Raw genomic sequence first — 18,764 nt, 5'->3', positions numbered from 1 at the left:
TAGATAATAGATGGTTATCCCATCTTTACTATTTCTAAGAGTTGAAATACACACAAATGCGACAGCCATTCTGTTCTTGGACAGGAATATCCATATCGTAGATTTCCTTAAGAGCATCAGGACTGATGATGTCATTTGTTGGACCGTCTTTGACAACACGTCCATTTTTTAATGCAACAATATGATCAGAGTAGACGGAAGCAAAGTTAATATCGTGTAAAACGATGACAACTGTTTTCCCTAGCTCATCAACGAGCTTACGCAAAATCTTCATAATTTGCACAGAGTGCTTCATGTCTAAATTATTGAGTGGCTCATCAAGTAAAATATAGTCTGTGTCCTGTGCAATAACCATAGCGATAAATGCACGTTGACGTTGACCACCGGATAATTCATCCAAATAATTGTGCTGAATATCCTCTAAATTCATATATTGAATTGCTTCATCTACTTTTAGCTCATCCTCATGCTTTAAATTTCCTTTTGAATAAGGGAAGCGACCAAATGAAACAAGCTCACGAATTGTTAGGCGTACATTCATATAGTTTGACTGTTTTAAAATGGATACACGCTTCGCAAAATCATCCGATTTCCAACGACTTACATCTGATTCATCGAGTAATACTTCTCCAGTATCTGCATTAAGTAAACGGCTTACCATTGAAAGCAATGTTGATTTACCTGCACCATTTGGTCCAATAAAAGACGTAATTTTCCCTGGTACAACGTTAACACTGACATCTTGAATGACCGGTTTTTTTCCAAAAAACTTAGAGATTTCTTTTACTTGGATCATCCTGCAGACCTACTTTCCTTCAATAATATGTAGATGAAGTATACGCCACCTACGAAGTTTATAATAACGCTTAGTGTTGTATCGAAATTAAAAATACGTTCGACCATCCACTGTCCACCGACTAAAGCTACAATACTCATTACACATGAACCTGCTATTACCACAGAGTGCTTGTACGTCTTGAAAAATTGATACGATAAATTTGCTACGATTAAGCCAAAAAACGTAATAGGCCCAACAAGAGCTGTAGACACGGCTATTAACACCGAAGACAATATGAGCATACGCTGCACAAGCTTGTCATATGGTACCCCTAGGTTAATGGCTGTATCCCGACCAAGAGACATTACGTCTAATTGGTTCATATGACGCCAGCCATAAATAAAGGTAATGATGATGACAACAGCTGCAAGCCATACTAAATCCGAATTGACATTGTTGAAGCTTGCAAACATTTTACTTTGTAAGCTTAAAAATTCATTCGGGTCTATTAATACTTGGAAAAACGTAGTTACGCTTCCTAAAAATGTTCCGACAATCATACCGACAAGCAGTAAGAAATAAATCGGGCGCTTTCCTTCCTTGAACAATACACGATAAAAAATTAACGCAAAGATAACCATAGCTGAAACAGCTAATAAGAAATTATATTTAGCATTAATGACGAATACCGACATAGAGCCGAAGAAGTAAAAGATAAACGTTTGAACCAACATATATAATGCATCAAGCCCCATTACACTTGGCGTTAAAATACGGTTATGTGTAATCGTTTGGAAGACCACTGTTGAATAAGCAATCGCAATTCCCGTTAACGACATAGCAAACACTTTAATGAGGCGGCGCGGGAGTGCATAATGATAATTACCATTAAGTCCATAAAGTACATACAGTAAAATAGATGCTACGGCCAAACCTAGTAAAATCAACATTTTTGTACGGTTACGCATATGCTTTCCCCCTAAACAACATAATTAGGAAGATTGCACTTCCGATGACACCGACAGTCATACTAATCGGAATTTCATAAGGGAAAATCAGTACACGCCCTATAATGTCGCAGAATAATAAGAAAGACATTCCTAGTAGTGCGGTATGAGGCAATGTCTTAGCAAGATTATCCCCTTTGAACAGCGAAATTATATTTGGAATGATTAAACCAAGGAACGGAATCACACCAACTGTTAGGACCACCGTCGTTGCAATAAGTGCTACTAACACTAAACCTAAATTCACAATGAATTTATAGGAAAGACCAAGATTTTTTGCAAAATCCTCACCCATTCCTGCCACTGTAAAGCGGTTCGCATAAATGTAAGCTAATATAAGCACGGGTACACTTATGTATAAAAGCTCATAACGACCTTTCATCATTAATGAGAAATCTCCTTGTAACCATGCAGAAATGTTTTGGATAATATCCGCCTTATACGCAAAGAACGTTGTAATTGAAGAAAGGATATTCCCAAACATTAAGCCAATAAGTGGTATAAAAATCGCATCTTTAAACTTGATTCGATTTAATATTTGCATAAACAATAATGTGCCGGCTAAAGCAAATAGGAAAGCGAAGGAAATTTTTTGAAAATACGTGACGTTTGTGAAAAACATCATCGAAATTAGAACCCCCAACTTCGTAGCATCTAATGTACCTGCTGTCGTTGGTGACACGAACTTATTCCTACTTAAGCTTTGCATAATTAAACCAGCAATACTCATACCTGCACCTGCTAACAAAATTGCTACAAGTCTCGGTATACGACTAATAATAAATAGTCTAGTTTCTTCTGATTCGAAGTCTAATAGATCACTCGGTTTAATATCAACTACTCCGATAAATAGCGAAACTATAGACAGCACAACAGTTGCTGTTAAAAGATATCTTTTTTTCATTGTAATCCCCGGTAGATTCATTTTTGCTCGTATTAATCATTGAAAATGATTATCATTACTCACGATTCTCATTATAAGCTCGTTTCCATTCTCAGTCAACCTTCCATTGAGAATTATTCTCGTTTTATTTGAGAATCTTTAATAGAACGAGCATTCTTAACGGAATTCCTACTTTTTTTGGTTCCTCAAAGTTAAATATTTCTACTTTTTTGACACAATAAAAAGGTAATTGAGAATAAAATACTAATTTTTTCTCAATCACCTTTTAAATCAATTAATAATTACGTCCGGAGGCTTTTGGCCAACAAATGTCTTTTGTGCGGAAGCGCAGCGGGAGCAACAACACCAACAACATGATGTTGGTCACTCAGTCGTGCGTTGTTATTGCTTTCGCTACATAAAACATTCGCTGAAAGAAATTATGCTATTCGTCGAACGCCTTTGAGCCACGCAAAAACAATTAAAATGATTAATATAAAACCGACATACCCCATCACTGCATAAAGCTTGGCTACAAGCGTCGTAAAGCCAGCGAGACTTGCTAAAAAGCCCAATGCGCCGATAACAAAGGCAGTAACCTTAAAACTAACCTTATTAGGTTTTAAAAACCTTACCATAAATGAATAGAACATCCCTACCGCTGTATTATAAATCATCCCTAATAAGGAAAAAGACATCAACAGACCAACTAGAGGATGAATTTCATTTGCTAAAGCTAGCATCGGTATATCTATGCCAACGATTACATTCATTTTGGCAAGAAGGGATAGGTTAATAAGAAGAATTAAAGCTCCAAGCAAAACCCCACCAATAATGCCTCCCATCCCCGCCACCTTCTCATTGCGAATAGATCCACACATAACAGTTAAAAGAGAAAAACACACACCGATATTAAAAGACGTGTACAGTAAAGCTGTAGTCCACCAGCTTTTAGTACTCACTTGTGCTTGTTGTGCGATAACAGCTTGTTCGACAAAGGTCAAATCCATCGTAGCTATTGAATAGACAGCTATGATCGAGACAATGGCTAGCAGATAGGGTGTAGCAAAAGCAATAATGTTTATAATACTCTTCACATTCATCATAACCGTTGCTATAGTCAGTACAATCATACAAATGCTCCCTAGCCAAACCGGCAGTCCAAACATTTGATGAAACGTAGCACCTGCTCCAGCAAACATGATTACTGCTACACCAAATAAGAAAAGGGACAGTAAATAATCCATCACAAAGCCTACAGTATTACCTGAAATTTGATAAATTAAATCCTTGTGCGATGTCGTACGTAACCTTGAGCTAATTTGTGCAATGCACATTCCTACTAAAGCAAATCCAAATGTCGCAATAAGAGCACCATATATCCCATGAAAGCCATAGCTCGTAAAATAAAGTACGATTTCCTGTCCTGATGCAAATCCCGCACCGACGATAATTCCTACATAGGCACCACCGATTTGCAAACTTTTTTTCAATCAGTTCTCTCCCTGTTTATCCTATTATCGGAATCATCACCAAAGCGTGTGGTGATGAACCTATTATTGATAGACCTTTCTGCTGATTGTTAGCTTATCGATTACCTTTATATTAGGTGTATATCCAATACCAATTGACTGTGGCACACGAATATAACCATCCTCTACAATTACTTCAGGTGTAATGATATCCTCATACCAATAATGACTTGAGCCCGCAGTATCCCCTGGTAGCACAAAATTAGCGAGCGATGTTAATGCAATATTATGCGCTCGTCCGATTCCTGCCTCTAACATGCCACCACACCAAACAGGAATTTTATTTTCCTTACATAAATCATGAATTCTTCTTGCTTCTGTTAAACCGCCTACACGTCCTATTTTAATATTGATAACACCACAGCTACCTAGCTCTATCGCTTTTCGAGCATCTTCATAGGAAGTGATGCTTTCATCTAAACAAATAGGCGTTTTTATCTTTCGCTGTAGCTTAGCATGATCGACAATATCATCTACAGCTAAAGGTTGCTCAATCATTAATAAATTAAATGCATCAAGTTGCTGTAATACATCCATATCGTTCAATGTATAGGCTGAATTAGCATCTACCATTAATGGCAGACCCGGCATTTCAGCTCGTATAGCACGAATAACTTCTACATCGTGACCAGGCTTAATTTTCATTTTTACTCGTTTATAGCCTTTATTTACATGGCTTTTTAACAGCTCTATTAATGCTTCGGTGGAAGATTGAATACCTACGCTAACGCCTACCTCTATTTGTTCCTTATGTCCACCTAATGCTTTTGCAAGTGATTGTTTCGTTTGTTGAGCATAAATATCCCATATAGCCCCTTCAATAGAGGACTTCGCCATGCAGTTACGACGAATAGAGGAAAACAAAGCACTAACTTCATCTGGATGCCCAACCTCTTTATGTAACAAGATAGGTATCAAGAAGTCTTCAAGCATATGCCATGTTGTTTTTAATGTCTCCTCTGTATACCAAGGCGCTACAAAGGCAACAGCTTCTCCCCATCCTACAGTTCCTGATTGATCTTTCGCTTCTATAAGTAAGAATTCCTTTTCATCAATTGTGCCAAAACTCGTTGTAAACGGTGATTTCATTGGCATTTTTATATGTCTAACTGTAATCTGTTCTAATTTCACAAAATTTCACTCCTTATCCTTATTATAAAGCTAATAAGGAGCGTCTGACTAATAGATAGCTATGGACATATTCTTTGTGTTTTTTCATTCGAACGATTGCATAATCTTGTTCAAATAATGTCGTTAAAATAGTACGAACTTTATAACGCCAATCTTCTGCAAGCTTAGGACTTTCCACTTTCATCTTTTGTAAATATTGAGGTATGGGCAATAAATAAGCGTCTTTATAAAATAATTGCTCTCGCTGAAATTCACCTTCAATATCGAGCACTGGTAAGCCATCTACCGTTAAAGACCACGGTACAACTTCTTCGGCTCCCTCTTCCAGTTCATCTAAGGAATCTTCCACTCGATCGCGTTCAATCCACCATTCTACGACAATTCGATCTGAAGGTAGCCCATCGTTAAAATCATCCCTGAGCGGACCATAATAATCATTTTCATACTGAAGACTAAAGGAATTGAGCTTCAAAAACGATAAATTAGCCATACATGCTTCTAGTGGATCAAATAGCCAAATCACAAGCTGAAACCCATGTTCTTTTGCATATTCCTGTTGGGCATGCTTTAATAATTCACCTACACCTTGTTCACGATATGTTTTTTCCACACCAATCATGTGTGAGTGTAAATACATTTTTCCATGTCCAAAGCCAACAAAGCAGTAGTTAAAGCCAATCAGCTTTTCGTCTAAATACGCCCCAAGTACTAATCCACCATTTTGTACAGCCGCTAACAATTGATGAGAGGGAATAGCCTGACTCCCCCAAATACTTTCGTTTAAAATTTGCACTTCTGCAACCTCTGTAGGTGTCATTACTTTTTGAATACGCACACTCTCTAACATTATGCTGACCCCTCCTTTGTATTCCCTGACTCCAATGCTAACAATACCGCTCTTGTAAGAATTTCAACTCCAGTTACTAACCTTGCCTGCTTAAATTTCATCTTTGGATGATGTAGTCCTGGTGCTAGTCCACAGCCTAGACCTAACATCGTAGATTTTAAATGTGGGCGTTGGACAGCATAATGATGAAAATCTTCTCCTCCAGGTGTATGAACTGGCCTTCTTAAATTCGACACCCCTGTTGCTTGCACGATTGCTTTCTCCATAAGAGATTGAGCAGTTGAGTCTACTTCAGCAGCTACTACATTTGCCACTGTACGTAATTCAATCTGCACTTTATGCAACAGCTTGGAAGAATCTATAACCCTTTTTACTCCCTGTACAAGTGCATCCATCACATCATTTTGTTGAGCTCGTATATCAATGGTGAACGCTGCACTCCCAGGAATAATATTGCCGGATTCTCCTCCTGCATGAAATTTAGTCATCTTAATTGATACAGGAACCATCGGATCTGTATGAATAGTTCGTAAATCTTCAATAATAGTTGCTCCTACTTCAATGGCATTCACGCCAAGATGCGGTCTAGCAGCATGGGCATCTTCTCCAATGATTTCTCCTTCTAATAATCGGGAAGCTCCATGGTGCAACGCGGCACAATATGTACCGTCTTCAAGCTCATGGACAGGTCTTACATGGACACCAAATAAAAAGTCTAAATCATCAATGACTCCTTCCTTTAAAACAGAGAAAGCACCTGTACCTTTCTCTTCTGCTGGTTGAAAAATTACACGAATTGTACCGTTGAATGATGGAGCAAGCTCTTTCAAAAGTAAGAGAGCACCGATTGCCATCGTCATATGTCCATCATGGCCACAGGAGTGATTCGCACGAAATTCACCATCTACTTCCTGCCATAACGCATCCATGTCCGTACGTAAACCGACTTTAGGTTGACCATTCCCTACATCAACATAAAGCCCTGTACTGTTTTTAAAGCGTATTGGTGAAAAACCTTCACGAGTTAGTAAATCGAAAATATAATTTGTTGTTTCTACCTCTTGCCAGCTTATTTCTGGATTCGCGTGCAAGTACGTGAAAATCTCCATTAATCTTGGCCTCAAACGATTCAAAGCTTCCTTCATAGCATCCAACCCCTTAAATTATCATACTATTAAGATTATTATAAATGAAAATAAAAACTTTTCTACACAGAAACGTCCCGCCTCCAGCAAATTAACTACATGCTACAGCTTTTCACATTCAGATTGTAGAAAGCTTTCCATATTGAATCCTAAAAAGTGGGGACGTTGTTAACCGCCTTTTATCCATTTTTTAATTAGAAGATGCTGATTTCCACCAAGGGCTACTATTAGTTAAAAATACGCTTATATTAATTGATCTTCGTTACGGTTGGGCGACTCCTTGGGGATCAGCGATAGAGGAACGAAGGCTAAAACCATCACGTCCTGCGATAACGCCTTCGTGACCAACATCCTGCTGTTGCTGTCGCTGCGCTTTCGCACAAACAAAACCCTCTGCTGCCGCTACGTTAGCACTACGCTTTCGCGCAAAAAACATCTGTTGGCCCGAGACCCTGCAGCGAAGCGAAGCGGCTCATCGGACGCCCCCAGGAAGCTCTGCTCTGTGCGAAAGCGAAGCGGCAGCGACAAAGCGCCCAGCCGGAACGGAAATCAACCTCACGTTATGTGGTAAGCAAAGTATCAAAGGTAATATTTCTTAATACAAAAAAATGCAAGTACAGTTATTTGAATAACTGTACTTGCATCTCTTGATTAATTAATACCTCGCATAGCTTTTGAAATAATTGGCGAAAGTACTAATATTATGATCCCGAAAACAATTGCTAATGAGCCTAAGAAACCGAAGTATGTGAATTCACTTACCACTTCATAGACTTTTACAAGTTGTGCGTTGATCGCTTGCGCTGCTGCGCTTGTTAAAAACCAAAGTGACATCGTTTGTGCAGCAAAAGCCTTTGGAGCCAATTTTGTAGTAACTGACAACCCTACTGGCGATAATAATAACTCCCCAACTACAACTAAAAAGAATGATAATACTAACCACCACGGACTTACTAAATCTGTACCACCAGATAAATACGCTGGAAGCATCATCACTAAGAATGACAATCCTGCAAAGAATAATGCATAAGCGAATTTACGCGGTGTAGATGGTTGCTTATCTCCCCACTTCATCCATAACATGGCAAATAACGGAGCCATTGTAACGACGAATAAAGGGTTTAATGATTGGAACCAAGAAGATGGAATATGAAAACCACCAATATCCAATCGTGTACGACTATCTGCATACGTTGCTAAAATAGTCGCCCCTTGTTCTTGGATTGCCCAAAACATTACAGCCGATAAAAACAAAGGAATATAAGCGAGCACGCGAGACTTCTCGTCCTTCGTTGTTTTCTCACTGCGATACATATAAATAAAGTACACCGTTGGAATTATAATACCCAGCGCCGTAATAATTAAACCAAAAACATTCACTGTTAGTACGCCAGTTTTGATACCAATTGCCCCAGCAATAATAATAAGTAGCGCTAAAATCCCAAATCGTGTAAAGACTTTTTTCCGTTCTTCAGGCAGTAACGGGTTGTTTACCTGTAACCCTGCTAACCCTAAATATTTTTTTCCTGTTAATTTAAAAATAATTAAACCAAATAACATCCCTATCCCTGCTACACCAAAGCCTAGGTGGAAATTATACTGTTGTCCAATTGTTCCGACAATTAATGGTGCAAGGAATGATCCCATGTTAATGCTCATATAGAAAATTGAAAAACCTGCATCACGACGACTATCTGTATCAGCATACATGTCTCCGACAATGCTTGAAACGTTCGGTTTTAATAAGCCTGTCCCAATGACAATAAAGAACATTGAAACAAATAAAATGCTTGCGCCACCAGGTAACGCTAGCAGGAAATGTCCAATCATAATGAACACGCCACCATAGAAAATAGTCCTACGTGTACCTAGTATTCGGTCAGCAATCCAACCACCGATAATCCCTGACATGTAAACCAATGATCCGTAGATAGCCATAATTGAGTTCGCTAGTCCACGATCTAGGCCTAAGCCGCCTTCATGCAATTCATAATACATAAAGAAAATCAGAATTGCTCGCATACCGTAGTATGAGAATCGTTCCCAAAATTCTGTAAAAAATAATGTAAAGAGCCCTTTAGGGTGTCCGACAAAGCCGTTTTGAGGGACGGATTTTACAATTTCATCTTTAGTAGACATAAAAATATCCTCTCCCGATTTCATTATTCAGTAATAATATTATTACCCAATTTTAAGGATAAAAACTATATTTCATCATACTAAAGTGTTTTAAAAACTTTTTCAAGAGTTTTAAAAAATGTTGGAATTTTACACCTTTTCTTTAAATTCAGACTCGTTTTACTATAATTATAGCAAACCTGTTGCTATCCCTGAATTTTTCTACTCTTTAATATCTACTAATTTATAAACATCTACAAAATTATTCTAAAATATTTTATAATCAGAGTATTTACTTTATTAACAAATAGGCTAGTATTATCTAAAATTTAATCCACAATGATATAAATTCGCTTTTTCTTTTGCAACAAAAAAACACGCTAGAAACACGAAGTGCTTCTAACATGTTTTTAGAACATGTTTGTGATCAACTAATTACATATTGTTGGAATTTTGCATAATCCGCTTCTTTTGCCTCTATTGTTAACAGCGTGCCATTTTCTTCATACGCTGTTTCATAGACAGAGGCATGTTCATTTAAATAAGAGACGATATTCCCCTGCTCATACGGAATGAGCATTTTACATGTTATATAATCAGAGAAAATATGCTGACGTATCATTTGCAATAATTCCTCTAATCCAGTCCCTTCCTTCGCTGAAATCCAAATATTATCACCGCTGATCACAGGGTATGGGACGTTTGCTATATCAGCTTTATTATACACATAAATTGTCGGAATCCCTTCAACGCCAACTGCTTTAAGCGTTTCATTTGTTACATCCATCATAAAGCCGTGCTCAGAATTGGAAACATCCACAACATGTAATAATAAGTCGGCATCACGAGCCTCTTCTAGAGTTGAACGGAATGCTTTCACTAGGTGATGCGGTAATTTGCTAACGAAACCAACTGTATCTGTTAATAGGAATGTCTTCTTATCAGGTAATTCTATTTGACGGACAGATGTTTCAAGTGTGGCAAAAAGCATATCCTTCTCAAACACTTGTTTATGATCTTCCTGCCCTATTTTCGTAAGTAGCTGATTCATAATGGTTGACTTACCAGCGTTCGTATAGCCAACAATGGAAACGACAGGGACGGCATTTTTACGTCGTTGTTTACGCTGCGTCTCTCGTTGCTCCTTCACATGCTCTAGGTCCTTCTTAATTTTCGCAATTTGATCCTCAATTTTACGACGGTCTAGCTCGAGCTTTGTCTCACCGGCACCACGGTTTTTAAAGCCACCTCCAGTGCCGCCACCTTGACGACTGAGAGAAGCATGCAAACCAACCAAACGAGGTAACATATATTGCAATTGCGCTAACTCAACTTGCAGCTGTGCTTCACTTGTTTTCGCACGACGTCCAAAAATATCTAAAATCAACATGGTTCTATCAATAACCTTTGTTTCTAAATCGCGCTCTAAATTACGGATTTGCGAAGGTGATAATTCATCATTAAAAATTACTAAATTCGCTTGTACTTCATCATAAAAGTTTTTTATTTCTTCAATTTTCCCTGTTCCAACATAATGAGATGGCGTAACTCGCTCTAAATTTTGTGTAACAATGCCAGCTACTTCAACATTTAAAGCTTCAGCTAAATTTTTTAGCTCCTCCATTGAATAATCAAAATGCTCATCATTCCGTAAATTCACACCAACTAAAATAGCTTTTTCTACCAATACATCAACTTCTTTAATTCTATCCATCCACAAACCTCCCACCAATGCCTTGATGCTACTACGACAAATTTTCTTCATCTTACCATATAATGTCCAAATTCGTGTTGTTTAGTAGTTATCTTATCTTTATTAACATGTATATCAAAAAAATGCGCCTTCTATACAAAAGGCGCACTACATTCATTTACTTACGTTCTTCTTTTAACAATACTTCAGTACGATTGAACTCGTCTTCAATATCTTTATTCGGTTTATATGTCACGATGCTGACAATCACCGCAACAATTAAGCATACGAAGAAGCCTGGAACAATCTCATATAACGATTCAGATAAGACCTTTATTTTCCCCCAAACGAAGGCGGTTGCAGCACCTGCTATCATCCCACTGAGAGCTCCGTAATTCGTTAATTTTCTCCAATATAGAGACAGCAATATTACTGGGCCGAATGCTGCACCAAAGCCAGCCCAAGCAAAGCCTACTAGGCCTAAAATAGAACTATCTGGATTCCATGCTAAAATCGCTGCGATAATAGCTACAACTAAAACAGCGAGACGGCCAACAAAGACATAATGCTTATCATCTGCTGTTTTATTAAATATAGCTTTGTAAATATCTTCTACAAGCGCTGACGAAGTAACAATTAATTGTGATGAAATCGTACTCATAACCGCAGCTAAAATGGCAGCTAGCATTATACCTGCAATAAACGGATGGAATAGGATTTGGCCAAGTACAATAAATACTGTCTCAGCGTCCTTTAACTCACCTGCATTTTGTTCATAATACGCCACACCTACCAAAGCTGTTGCAATCGCTCCGAACAAGCTTAACATCATCCAGCCAATACCGATACGACGAGCCTGTTTTGTTTCTTTAACCGAGCTTATTGCCATAAACCGTACGATAATATGTGGTTGTCCAAAATAACCTAGTCCCCATGCAAGTGATGAAATAATTGCCGCAGCAGTTGCAGTTGCTGGTAATAAGCTTAGATGTTCAGGATTTACAGCTTTAATAGAAGCTATTGTGTCTCCAATTCCACCTGTTAAAAACAAGCCAAATAACGGTACAGAAATAAGTGCAACAAACATAATTAGACCCTGTAAAAAGTCTGTATAACTAACCGCTAAAAACCCTCCAAACAATGTGTATGCCACAACAACAGCAGATACAATCAATAAACCAGTATGGTATTCATAGCCAAATGAACTATCAAAAAACTTGCCACCTGCAACCATTCCCGAAGAAACATAAAATGTAAAAAAGATTAAAATAATAATACCTGACGCAATTCTTATTAGCTTTGTGTTGTCACGTAAACGATTATCTAAATAACTCGGAATAGTAATTGAGTCATTAGCAACTTGTGTATATACACGTAGTCTCGGTGCTACAAGTAACCAATTCAAATAGGCACCAATCGTTAAGCCAATAGCAATCCAGGCCTCAACAATTCCAGATAAATAGATCGCACCCGGTAAACCCATTAACAGCCAGCCAGACATATCTGCTGCACCTGCACTTAGCGCTGTGACAGCAGGGCCTAGAGAACGCCCACCGAGCATGTAATCGGTTAAATTAGATGTTTTAACAAATGCATACCAGCCGATTCCTAGCATAGCTATCATATAAATGATAATTGAAAGTAATTGATACATGTTTGCAGACATATTTTTCCCCCTTATTTCCCCATGAATCTTTTTATTAAAAATTCTCTATATTTAAAATACCACAAACTTACAAGATAACCTATAATTATTCAAAGAGCGAATTCTAAAATTTATAATAGCAATGCAAATCACAAAGTATGTTAAACTAGTGCCATCTATAACACGATAAAGAAGGCGAAATGTATGACATTTGAAGAAATGAAAGCTCAGCTTATAGAGCAGATTTTACAACAGCAACTTGTTACTGCGACAATCAGTCAACCACGTATGAAATCAAACGAAGTAAAACGTATAAAGCTAAAACCTTTATTATTGAAGGATACTTACCATATACAAGTTGAATATCAATTTGAACGTATTTTAAAGCATGAAAATGTTTTATTAGAAGATTTCCCTGAGAAGTTAGAAGCATTTTTTAACGATTACCGCCAAGCACATATTGATTTTATTGATGAAAAAATACAAGTGCAGCTATCAAAAAAGAACAAAGTACTATGGAAATCTGATAAGTCCTCAACGCCAAAGCAAGTTAATTTAGCGCATAATCGCAAGAAAAACTATTTACTACCAGAGGATAAGCCATATCCATTTTTAATTCGTCTTGGCGTACAAACGGAAGAAGGAAAAATAAAAAAACAAAAATACGATAAGTTTAAACAAATCAACCGCTTCATCGAATTTATTGATGATGCATTAACATATTTACCAAAAGATCGTCAGGTTCGTATTTTAGATTTCGGTTCAGGCAAATCCTATTTAACATTCGCCTTATACCATTATTTAAAAATCGAAAAAGGCTTAGACATTCGTGTCACTGGTTTGGATTTAAAGAAGGAAGTCATCGAAGAATGCTCACAAATCGCACAAGATTTAGGCTATGAACAACTCGAATTTCTAGTAGGAGATATTAATGATTACAATGATGAGTCTGCCGTGGATATGGTAGTAACTCTACATGCTTGTGACGTTGCCACTGATATGGCATTAGCACGCGCTGTAAAATGGGGAGCAAGCGTTATTTTAAGCGTCCCTTGTTGCCAGCATGAGCTAAATCGCCAGCTTCATACACCAGCTCTTGATATCATGCTTCAGCATGGTCTCGTACGCGAGCGTTTTTCAGCGCTTGCAACGGACGCAATCCGAGCAGAAATTCTATCACTTGTGGGCTATGAGGCACAACTGCTGGAGTTTATCGATATGGAAAACACACCAAAAAACATTTTAATAAGAGCTTATCATACCGGCAAAAAGCCAAGCTCTGAACAGCGCGCTAGCTACGATGCGTTTTTAAAGTTACTAAATGCCAAGCCGTTTTTAGCGAATGAGTTACAAGCTTACCTATAAAATGTCGAGGTATTTGAGAGTGAAGCGCGGGTATTCGTCCTCCTTCCGCGGGTATTTCTGAATTTTCTTAAGCACAACATTAAAAAGGCGGTCCAATAATTTTTGGACCGCTCTTTCTATTATAGTTCTTGTCGTAAAGCTTGAATAACGTCAATTTTTGTGGCCTTTCGTGCTGGACGATAGCCAGAAATCATCGCTACACCAACACTAATCGCTGCAGCAATAATAACGAGCTGCCAAGGAATAAGAGAAAATGTAATGTCACTTTTACTAAATGCCTCTTCCCCTGTTGCAGCTTCTAGAATTACAGGCAGTGCAGCATTTGCTACGAAGCTAATAATATATGAAATAACTACAGCTATTAAAGTCCCAATAACACCAATGAACGTACTTTCCATTAAGAACAATCGTTGAATAAGCTTTGGACTTGCTCCGATCGCCTTTAAAACACCTATTTCACGAGTACGCTCCGTAACTGCCATTGTCATTGTATTGAAAATGCCAATCGAGGCGATCAAGACAGCAATTGTTCCTACAAAAATTAAGCCGATTTTTAAAACTAGGAAAAATACATTCATTTGATCCAACTTCTCAGTCACTGAATAAACGTTATAGCCATAGTCTTTTAGTTTGTCTAATATCGGTTTTACATTTTCCATACTATCAGCGAAAATATTGAATTCTGAATGAAACATGTCATCCTCATTAACAGTACCCGTTGCTGCTAAATTAGTTGCTAGCGTAGGCTTTTGCTCTGTATCCATATAAATAGAGTTATTGACCATCCAATCATAAGAAGGCTTCTTCATAACACCGACAATCGTATACTTTATTTTCTCTCCCTCTTCTGCACCATCAGAATGCGGCATTAATGCCAATTCGATTTCTTTACCAATTAATGAGTCCTTATACCCTTCCTCACTACCATTATAAAACGTGCCTTCCGCTTCAGCTTTTTTACTTTTCTCTTCAATAATTTTGCGCTCGGCATCATTTATTAATGTTTGAGCAAAATGATAACCTACTACGATTTCGTTTGGCTTTGTTGGATACTTCCCTTTCGCAAGCTTGCCATTTACTTGCTCAAAATCTTGCATATTCGCAACGTATACATCAGATAGTGTATCGCGACCTTCAAAAAATGAATGTCCGGATGCATTGACAGTAATCGTTTCAAGTACTGTTTTCACATGTTCTATACTTTTTATTTCATGGATTTGTTCCTCTGTAAATTGATCATTACCAAACACTTGAATCTTCGTAATATTTTCATCCGATAATATTTCATTACGTATGGAATCCTGCAGCCCAAACCCAACTGATGCGAGGACAATCAAAAATGCACAACCCATCGTTGCGGCTAGTACTGTCATAAACACACGTAATTTATTTTTCTTTATATGCTGTGTAACAAAATCTATTTGATCTTTAAATAACATGTTATGCTTCCTCCTTTACAAGTTCCCCGTCGTACATGCGGAAACGTCGATGTGCTATCGTTGCTACTTCCTCGTCATGAGTAATGATGACGAATGTTAAACCAAGCTCACGGTTTAGACTTTGAATGAGCAGCAATATATCTTGCTCTGTTTCTGAGTCAAGACTTCCTGTCGGCTCATCTGCTAGCAGAATAGGTGGATTTGTAATTAAGGCTCTCGCAATACTAACTCGTTGTTGCTGACCACCCGATAATTCATTTGGGTAATGGTCTGCTACCTCCGTTAAACCAACCTTGTCCATTAATATTTTCACCTTTTCAGTACGCATTGCTTTCTTGATACCTTGTAACTTCAATGGTAGTTCTATGTTTTCAGACGCCGTTAAGCCTGGCATCAGTTGAAAGTTTTGAAAGATAAATCCGAAATGTTGCAAGCGAAAGGCTGCACTTTCTACTTCAGTAAAATTAGCTGCTTCTTTACCGTTTACCTTAATAGACCCTTGTTCAGATTTCATAAATCCAGCTAGTATTTGTAATAAGGTAGATTTACCGGAGCCACTTTTACCAACAATTGCGACAATCTCTCCTTTTTTCACCTCAAAGTTGACACCTTTTAATACCGGAACCTGTTTTTCCTTGCCTTTCTTTCCAATTAAAAATGTATGTTGTAAGTTTTCGACTTGAATCATTTTCAAATAAACACCCTTTCACATTCTTTAAACCCATCACCATAACGTGTAGTTGATTTCCGTTCCGACTGGGCGCTTTCCTGGGAGCGTCCGATGAGCCGCTTCGCTTCGTTCCAGGGTCTCGGGCCAATAGGATGTTGGTCACGACGGCGTTATCACAGGGCGTGATGGTTTTAGCCTTCGTTCCTCTATCGCTGATCCCCAAGGAGTCGCCCAGCCTCCACTCCAATCAACTTATATACATGGATATGTTTTTAACAAATATCATCCTAAATATATGGTGATGAGTAATTCTTTCTCCATTGTAGACAAGAATTCTTAATAAAGTTGAAGGATAAAAATGAAGATATTCTTAAGAAAAGAGAAAACTATGAGCAAAACAATCCCTTTACATTCCCTTTACAATTCTGACATATAAGTTATTCAAAATTTTACGTCTCCATAGCTTTCTTTTGTATTAAACAGAAAGTATAAATCCTTATAAAACCTATATTTAAAGCGTTTTCCTGTATTAATAAAAACAAATACAGAAGTTCCATTATTATTTTGTGAGCAAATTGTATATTACAGAATTGTAAAGTTTTATGGAGAATAGAAAAAAATTATGTAGATAAATTAAAGATTTTGTTATGATAGTAAAGTTTAGAGGCCAATTTATTTATATCCAGGAGGATTCGATTTACATGCTTAACTCAAAAAAACAAGACCCTTTCTTTATAGCTTTGCATAAAATTGCTGAAAATATGAGAGAGGCCGTACATTACGCAAATGATTTTCGTATTAACAGTGTAGCTGACTTAAAAGAGATTAGCATTACTATGAAAAATTACGAAACAGCTGGTGATAAGCTTATTCACGAACTAATCGTGATGCTAAACAAATCATTTATGACACCTATCGAGCGCGAAGACATTCTAGAATTTGCAATTCGTATGGACGACGTGTTAGATGGTACGGAGCATTGTATCGCTCATTTTGAAATGTTCTCTCTAACAGAAGTTGACGAATCAATGCGTACTTTCTTAGGCTATATTTCAAAAAGTGCTGATGAAATTGTGAAAGCAACAGAAGAGTTAAAGAAAAAGAATCTTATTGGCATGCGCCCACACGCAATTCTTATTAAGGACTATGAACGTGAATGTGATGAAGTACAACGTTCGTCTATTAAACAACTATTTTTAAATGAAAAAGATCCGATTCGACTTATTAAATATAAAGATATATATGAACAACTTGAAGATATCGCTGATCATTGCCAAAACGTTGCAAATACTATGGAAACAATTATCATGCGTAACGCGTAATTAGGAGATGGGCACTTACAATGAACACAATCATTATTCTAACCGTACTGGTCGTTATCTTTGCCCTAACATTTGACTTTATCAATGGCTTCCATGATACAGCAAATGCTATTGCAACTTCGGTTTCCACTAGAGCGTTGAAACCTCGCGTAGCTATCATGATGGCTGCAGTGATGAACTTTATCGGAGCTATTACTTTCGTCGGTGTTGCAAAGGCTTTAACAAAAGATATTGTAGATCCATTCGCTTTAAATGCCTTTAATGGAGATACAACTGGTTCAGTCGTTATTTTAGCAGCATTAATCTCCGCTATTATTTGGAACTTACTAACGTGGTATTTCGGTATTCCATCGAGTTCTTCACACACTCTGATTGGCTCCATTGCTGGTGCAGCAGTTGCATCTGCTGGCTTCGACGTTCTAAACTATGGCGGTTTCACTAAAATCATTATGGCCTTAGTGCTATCACCAATCCTTGCGATTTGCGCCGGCTTTATTATGATGACACTGTTTAAATTATTGTTTAAAAACTTAAATTTATATCGCACGAATAAAGGTTTCCGTACGATGCAAATTTTCACTGCCGCCATTCAATCTTTTACACATGGTACAAACGATGCACAAAAGGCAATGGGGATTATGACGATGGCGTTAATCGCCGGTGGTTTGTATACAGGAGATGAAATTCCTTTCTGGGTACGAGCTGCAGCAGCAACTGCAATGGGGCTTGGTACTTCTATCGGTGGCTATAAAATTATTAAAACAGTCGGCGGTAAAATTATGAAAATCCGTCCAGTAAACGGAGTTGCAGCAGATTTAGCATCTGCGTCTGTTATCTTCGGTGCTACATTAATTCATTTACCAGTTTCTACAACACACGTTATTTCTTCCTCTATCATGGGTGTCGGCTCTGCACAACGTGTACGTGGCGTAAACTGGGGGATGGCGCGTAAAATCGTCACTACTTGGATTATTACAATGCCAATTTCTGCAGTTATGGCAGCTACGATTTACTTTTTATTATCGTTATTCTTTTAACTTCTTCCCACCTCTATAGATGGTGAGATAAACGCAGATTTCATAGAATTATGCCAAGGCATAATTGATTTTGATCGCATACTAAGACTCCTGTTCCTTATTAGGGACAGGAGTCTTTATATTATTACACGACAAAATGTGACACATCCTTT

General features: G+C 37.7%; 16 protein-coding genes. 3 read left to right on the top strand and 13 right to left on the bottom strand.

Annotated features, from left to right (window positions below):
• Positions 1–34 precede the first annotated feature (34 nt).
• From AC3WSK_RS15950 to putP, 11 genes are all read right to left on the bottom strand, one after another.
• A complete protein-coding gene (locus AC3WSK_RS15950) occupies positions 35–796 on the bottom strand; it encodes an iron ABC transporter ATP-binding protein (RefSeq protein ID WP_427483449.1) in 762 nt (253 codons plus the stop codon).
• On the bottom strand, positions 793–1,746 hold the full coding sequence (locus AC3WSK_RS15945) for an iron chelate uptake ABC transporter family permease subunit (RefSeq protein WP_427483448.1): 954 nt from the start codon (positions 1,744–1,746) through the stop codon (positions 793–795). The genes AC3WSK_RS15950 and AC3WSK_RS15945 overlap by 4 nt, the downstream gene beginning before the upstream one ends.
• The gene (locus AC3WSK_RS15940) at positions 1,739–2,689 is read right to left on the bottom strand and encodes an ABC transporter permease (RefSeq protein ID WP_079562485.1); all 951 of its coding nucleotides are present in this window, start codon (positions 2,687–2,689) and stop codon (positions 1,739–1,741) included. Before AC3WSK_RS15940 ends, AC3WSK_RS15945 begins: the two co-directional genes overlap by 8 nt.
• Positions 2,690–3,108: 419 nt before the next feature.
• Positions 3,109–4,161, bottom strand: a complete 1,053-nt coding sequence (locus tag AC3WSK_RS15935) for a YkvI family membrane protein (RefSeq protein ID WP_492414553.1) — start codon at positions 4,159–4,161, stop codon at positions 3,109–3,111.
• A gap of 63 nt (positions 4,162–4,224) precedes the next feature.
• Positions 4,225–5,331 carry an o-succinylbenzoate synthase gene (gene menC / locus AC3WSK_RS15930; protein WP_492414552.1) on the bottom strand — a complete coding sequence of 369 codons (1,107 nt, stop codon included), beginning with the start codon at positions 5,329–5,331 and terminating at the stop codon, positions 4,225–4,227.
• Positions 5,332–5,353: 22 nt separating this feature from the next.
• Positions 5,354–6,178, bottom strand: a complete 825-nt coding sequence (locus AC3WSK_RS15925) for a GNAT family N-acetyltransferase (protein WP_079562482.1) — start codon at positions 6,176–6,178, stop codon at positions 5,354–5,356.
• On the bottom strand, positions 6,178–7,323 hold the full coding sequence (locus tag AC3WSK_RS15920; RefSeq protein WP_079562481.1) for a M20 peptidase aminoacylase family protein: 1,146 nt from the start codon (positions 7,321–7,323) through the stop codon (positions 6,178–6,180). Before AC3WSK_RS15920 ends, AC3WSK_RS15925 begins: the two co-directional genes overlap by 1 nt.
• Positions 7,324–7,585: 262 nt before the next feature.
• Positions 7,586–7,759, bottom strand: a complete 174-nt coding sequence (locus AC3WSK_RS15915; RefSeq protein WP_492414551.1) for a hypothetical protein — start codon at positions 7,757–7,759, stop codon at positions 7,586–7,588.
• Positions 7,760–7,974: 215 nt separating this feature from the next.
• A complete protein-coding gene (locus AC3WSK_RS15910) occupies positions 7,975–9,462 on the bottom strand; it encodes a peptide MFS transporter (protein ID WP_079562480.1) in 1,488 nt (495 codons plus the stop codon).
• A 406-nt stretch (positions 9,463–9,868) separates the two neighbouring features.
• On the bottom strand, positions 9,869–11,155 hold the full coding sequence (gene hflX / locus AC3WSK_RS15905; protein ID WP_079562479.1) for a GTPase HflX: 1,287 nt from the start codon (positions 11,153–11,155) through the stop codon (positions 9,869–9,871).
• A 157-nt stretch (positions 11,156–11,312) separates the two neighbouring features.
• The gene (putP, locus tag AC3WSK_RS15900; RefSeq protein WP_427483443.1) at positions 11,313–12,800 is read right to left on the bottom strand and encodes a sodium/proline symporter PutP; all 1,488 of its coding nucleotides are present in this window, start codon (positions 12,798–12,800) and stop codon (positions 11,313–11,315) included.
• Between the two features lie 183 nt (positions 12,801–12,983).
• On the opposite strand from putP, the gene AC3WSK_RS15895 reads away from it, so the two are divergent.
• Positions 12,984–14,144 carry a class I SAM-dependent methyltransferase gene (locus tag AC3WSK_RS15895; RefSeq protein WP_427483441.1) on the top strand — a complete coding sequence of 387 codons (1,161 nt, stop codon included), beginning with the start codon at positions 12,984–12,986 and terminating at the stop codon, positions 14,142–14,144.
• Between the two features lie 119 nt (positions 14,145–14,263).
• Here the strand turns inward: AC3WSK_RS15895 and AC3WSK_RS15890 are convergent, their stop codons facing one another.
• Positions 14,264–15,583 (bottom strand): ABC transporter permease, encoded by a 1,320-nt coding sequence (locus tag AC3WSK_RS15890; protein WP_427483439.1) that lies wholly within the window; start codon positions 15,581–15,583, stop codon positions 14,264–14,266.
• A 1-nt stretch (position 15,584) separates the two neighbouring features.
• Positions 15,585–16,271, bottom strand: a complete 687-nt coding sequence (locus AC3WSK_RS15885) for an ABC transporter ATP-binding protein (protein ID WP_079562475.1) — start codon at positions 16,269–16,271, stop codon at positions 15,585–15,587.
• A gap of 683 nt (positions 16,272–16,954) precedes the next feature.
• Here AC3WSK_RS15885 and AC3WSK_RS15880 point away from each other — a divergent pair.
• Together AC3WSK_RS15880 and AC3WSK_RS15875 are read left to right on the top strand one after the other, a co-directional pair.
• Entirely contained in the window at positions 16,955–17,575 is a 621-nt protein-coding gene (locus AC3WSK_RS15880) for a DUF47 domain-containing protein (protein WP_079562474.1), read from the top strand.
• 20 nt (positions 17,576–17,595) lie between these two features.
• Positions 17,596–18,612: an inorganic phosphate transporter gene (locus AC3WSK_RS15875; protein WP_079562473.1), complete on the top strand. Its 1,017-nt coding sequence runs from the start codon at positions 17,596–17,598 to the stop codon at positions 18,610–18,612.
• Positions 18,613–18,764: the final 152 nt, after the last annotated feature.

This window comes from Lysinibacillus sp. EB271-A1-10B, assembly GCF_058791335.1.
The sequence above is the reverse complement of the archived record's forward strand: the minus strand, read 5'-3'. Positions and strand labels throughout refer to the sequence as shown.

Excerpts from the sequence above, each read along its gene's own strand:
- AC3WSK_RS15950 (WP_427483449.1), bottom strand. The coding sequence starts at position 796 with ATGATCCAAGTAAAAGAAATCTCTAAGTTTTTTGGAAAAAAACCGGTC.
- AC3WSK_RS15945 (WP_427483448.1), bottom strand. The coding sequence starts at position 1,746 with ATGCGTAACCGTACAAAAATGTTGATTTTACTAGGTTTGGCCGTAGCA.
- AC3WSK_RS15940 (WP_079562485.1), bottom strand. The coding sequence starts at position 2,689 with ATGAAAAAAAGATATCTTTTAACAGCAACTGTTGTGCTGTCTATAGTT.
- AC3WSK_RS15925 (WP_079562482.1), bottom strand. The coding sequence starts at position 6,178 with ATGTTAGAGAGTGTGCGTATTCAAAAAGTAATGACACCTACAGAGGTT.
- AC3WSK_RS15920 (WP_079562481.1), bottom strand. The coding sequence starts at position 7,323 with ATGAAGGAAGCTTTGAATCGTTTGAGGCCAAGATTAATGGAGATTTTC.
- AC3WSK_RS15915 (WP_492414551.1), bottom strand. The coding sequence starts at position 7,759 with ATGTTTTTTGCGCGAAAGCGTAGTGCTAACGTAGCGGCAGCAGAGGGT.
- AC3WSK_RS15910 (WP_079562480.1), bottom strand. The coding sequence starts at position 9,462 with ATGTCTACTAAAGATGAAATTGTAAAATCCGTCCCTCAAAACGGCTTT.
- hflX (WP_079562479.1), bottom strand. The coding sequence starts at position 11,155 with ATGGATAGAATTAAAGAAGTTGATGTATTGGTAGAAAAAGCTATTTTA.
- putP (WP_427483443.1), bottom strand. The coding sequence starts at position 12,800 with ATGTCTGCAAACATGTATCAATTACTTTCAATTATCATTTATATGATA.
- AC3WSK_RS15895 (WP_427483441.1), top strand. The coding sequence starts at position 12,984 with ATGACATTTGAAGAAATGAAAGCTCAGCTTATAGAGCAGATTTTACAA.
- AC3WSK_RS15890 (WP_427483439.1), bottom strand. The coding sequence starts at position 15,583 with ATGTTATTTAAAGATCAAATAGATTTTGTTACACAGCATATAAAGAAA.
- AC3WSK_RS15885 (WP_079562475.1), bottom strand. The coding sequence starts at position 16,271 with ATGATTCAAGTCGAAAACTTACAACATACATTTTTAATTGGAAAGAAA.
- AC3WSK_RS15880 (WP_079562474.1), top strand. The coding sequence starts at position 16,955 with ATGCTTAACTCAAAAAAACAAGACCCTTTCTTTATAGCTTTGCATAAA.
- AC3WSK_RS15875 (WP_079562473.1), top strand. The coding sequence starts at position 17,596 with ATGAACACAATCATTATTCTAACCGTACTGGTCGTTATCTTTGCCCTA.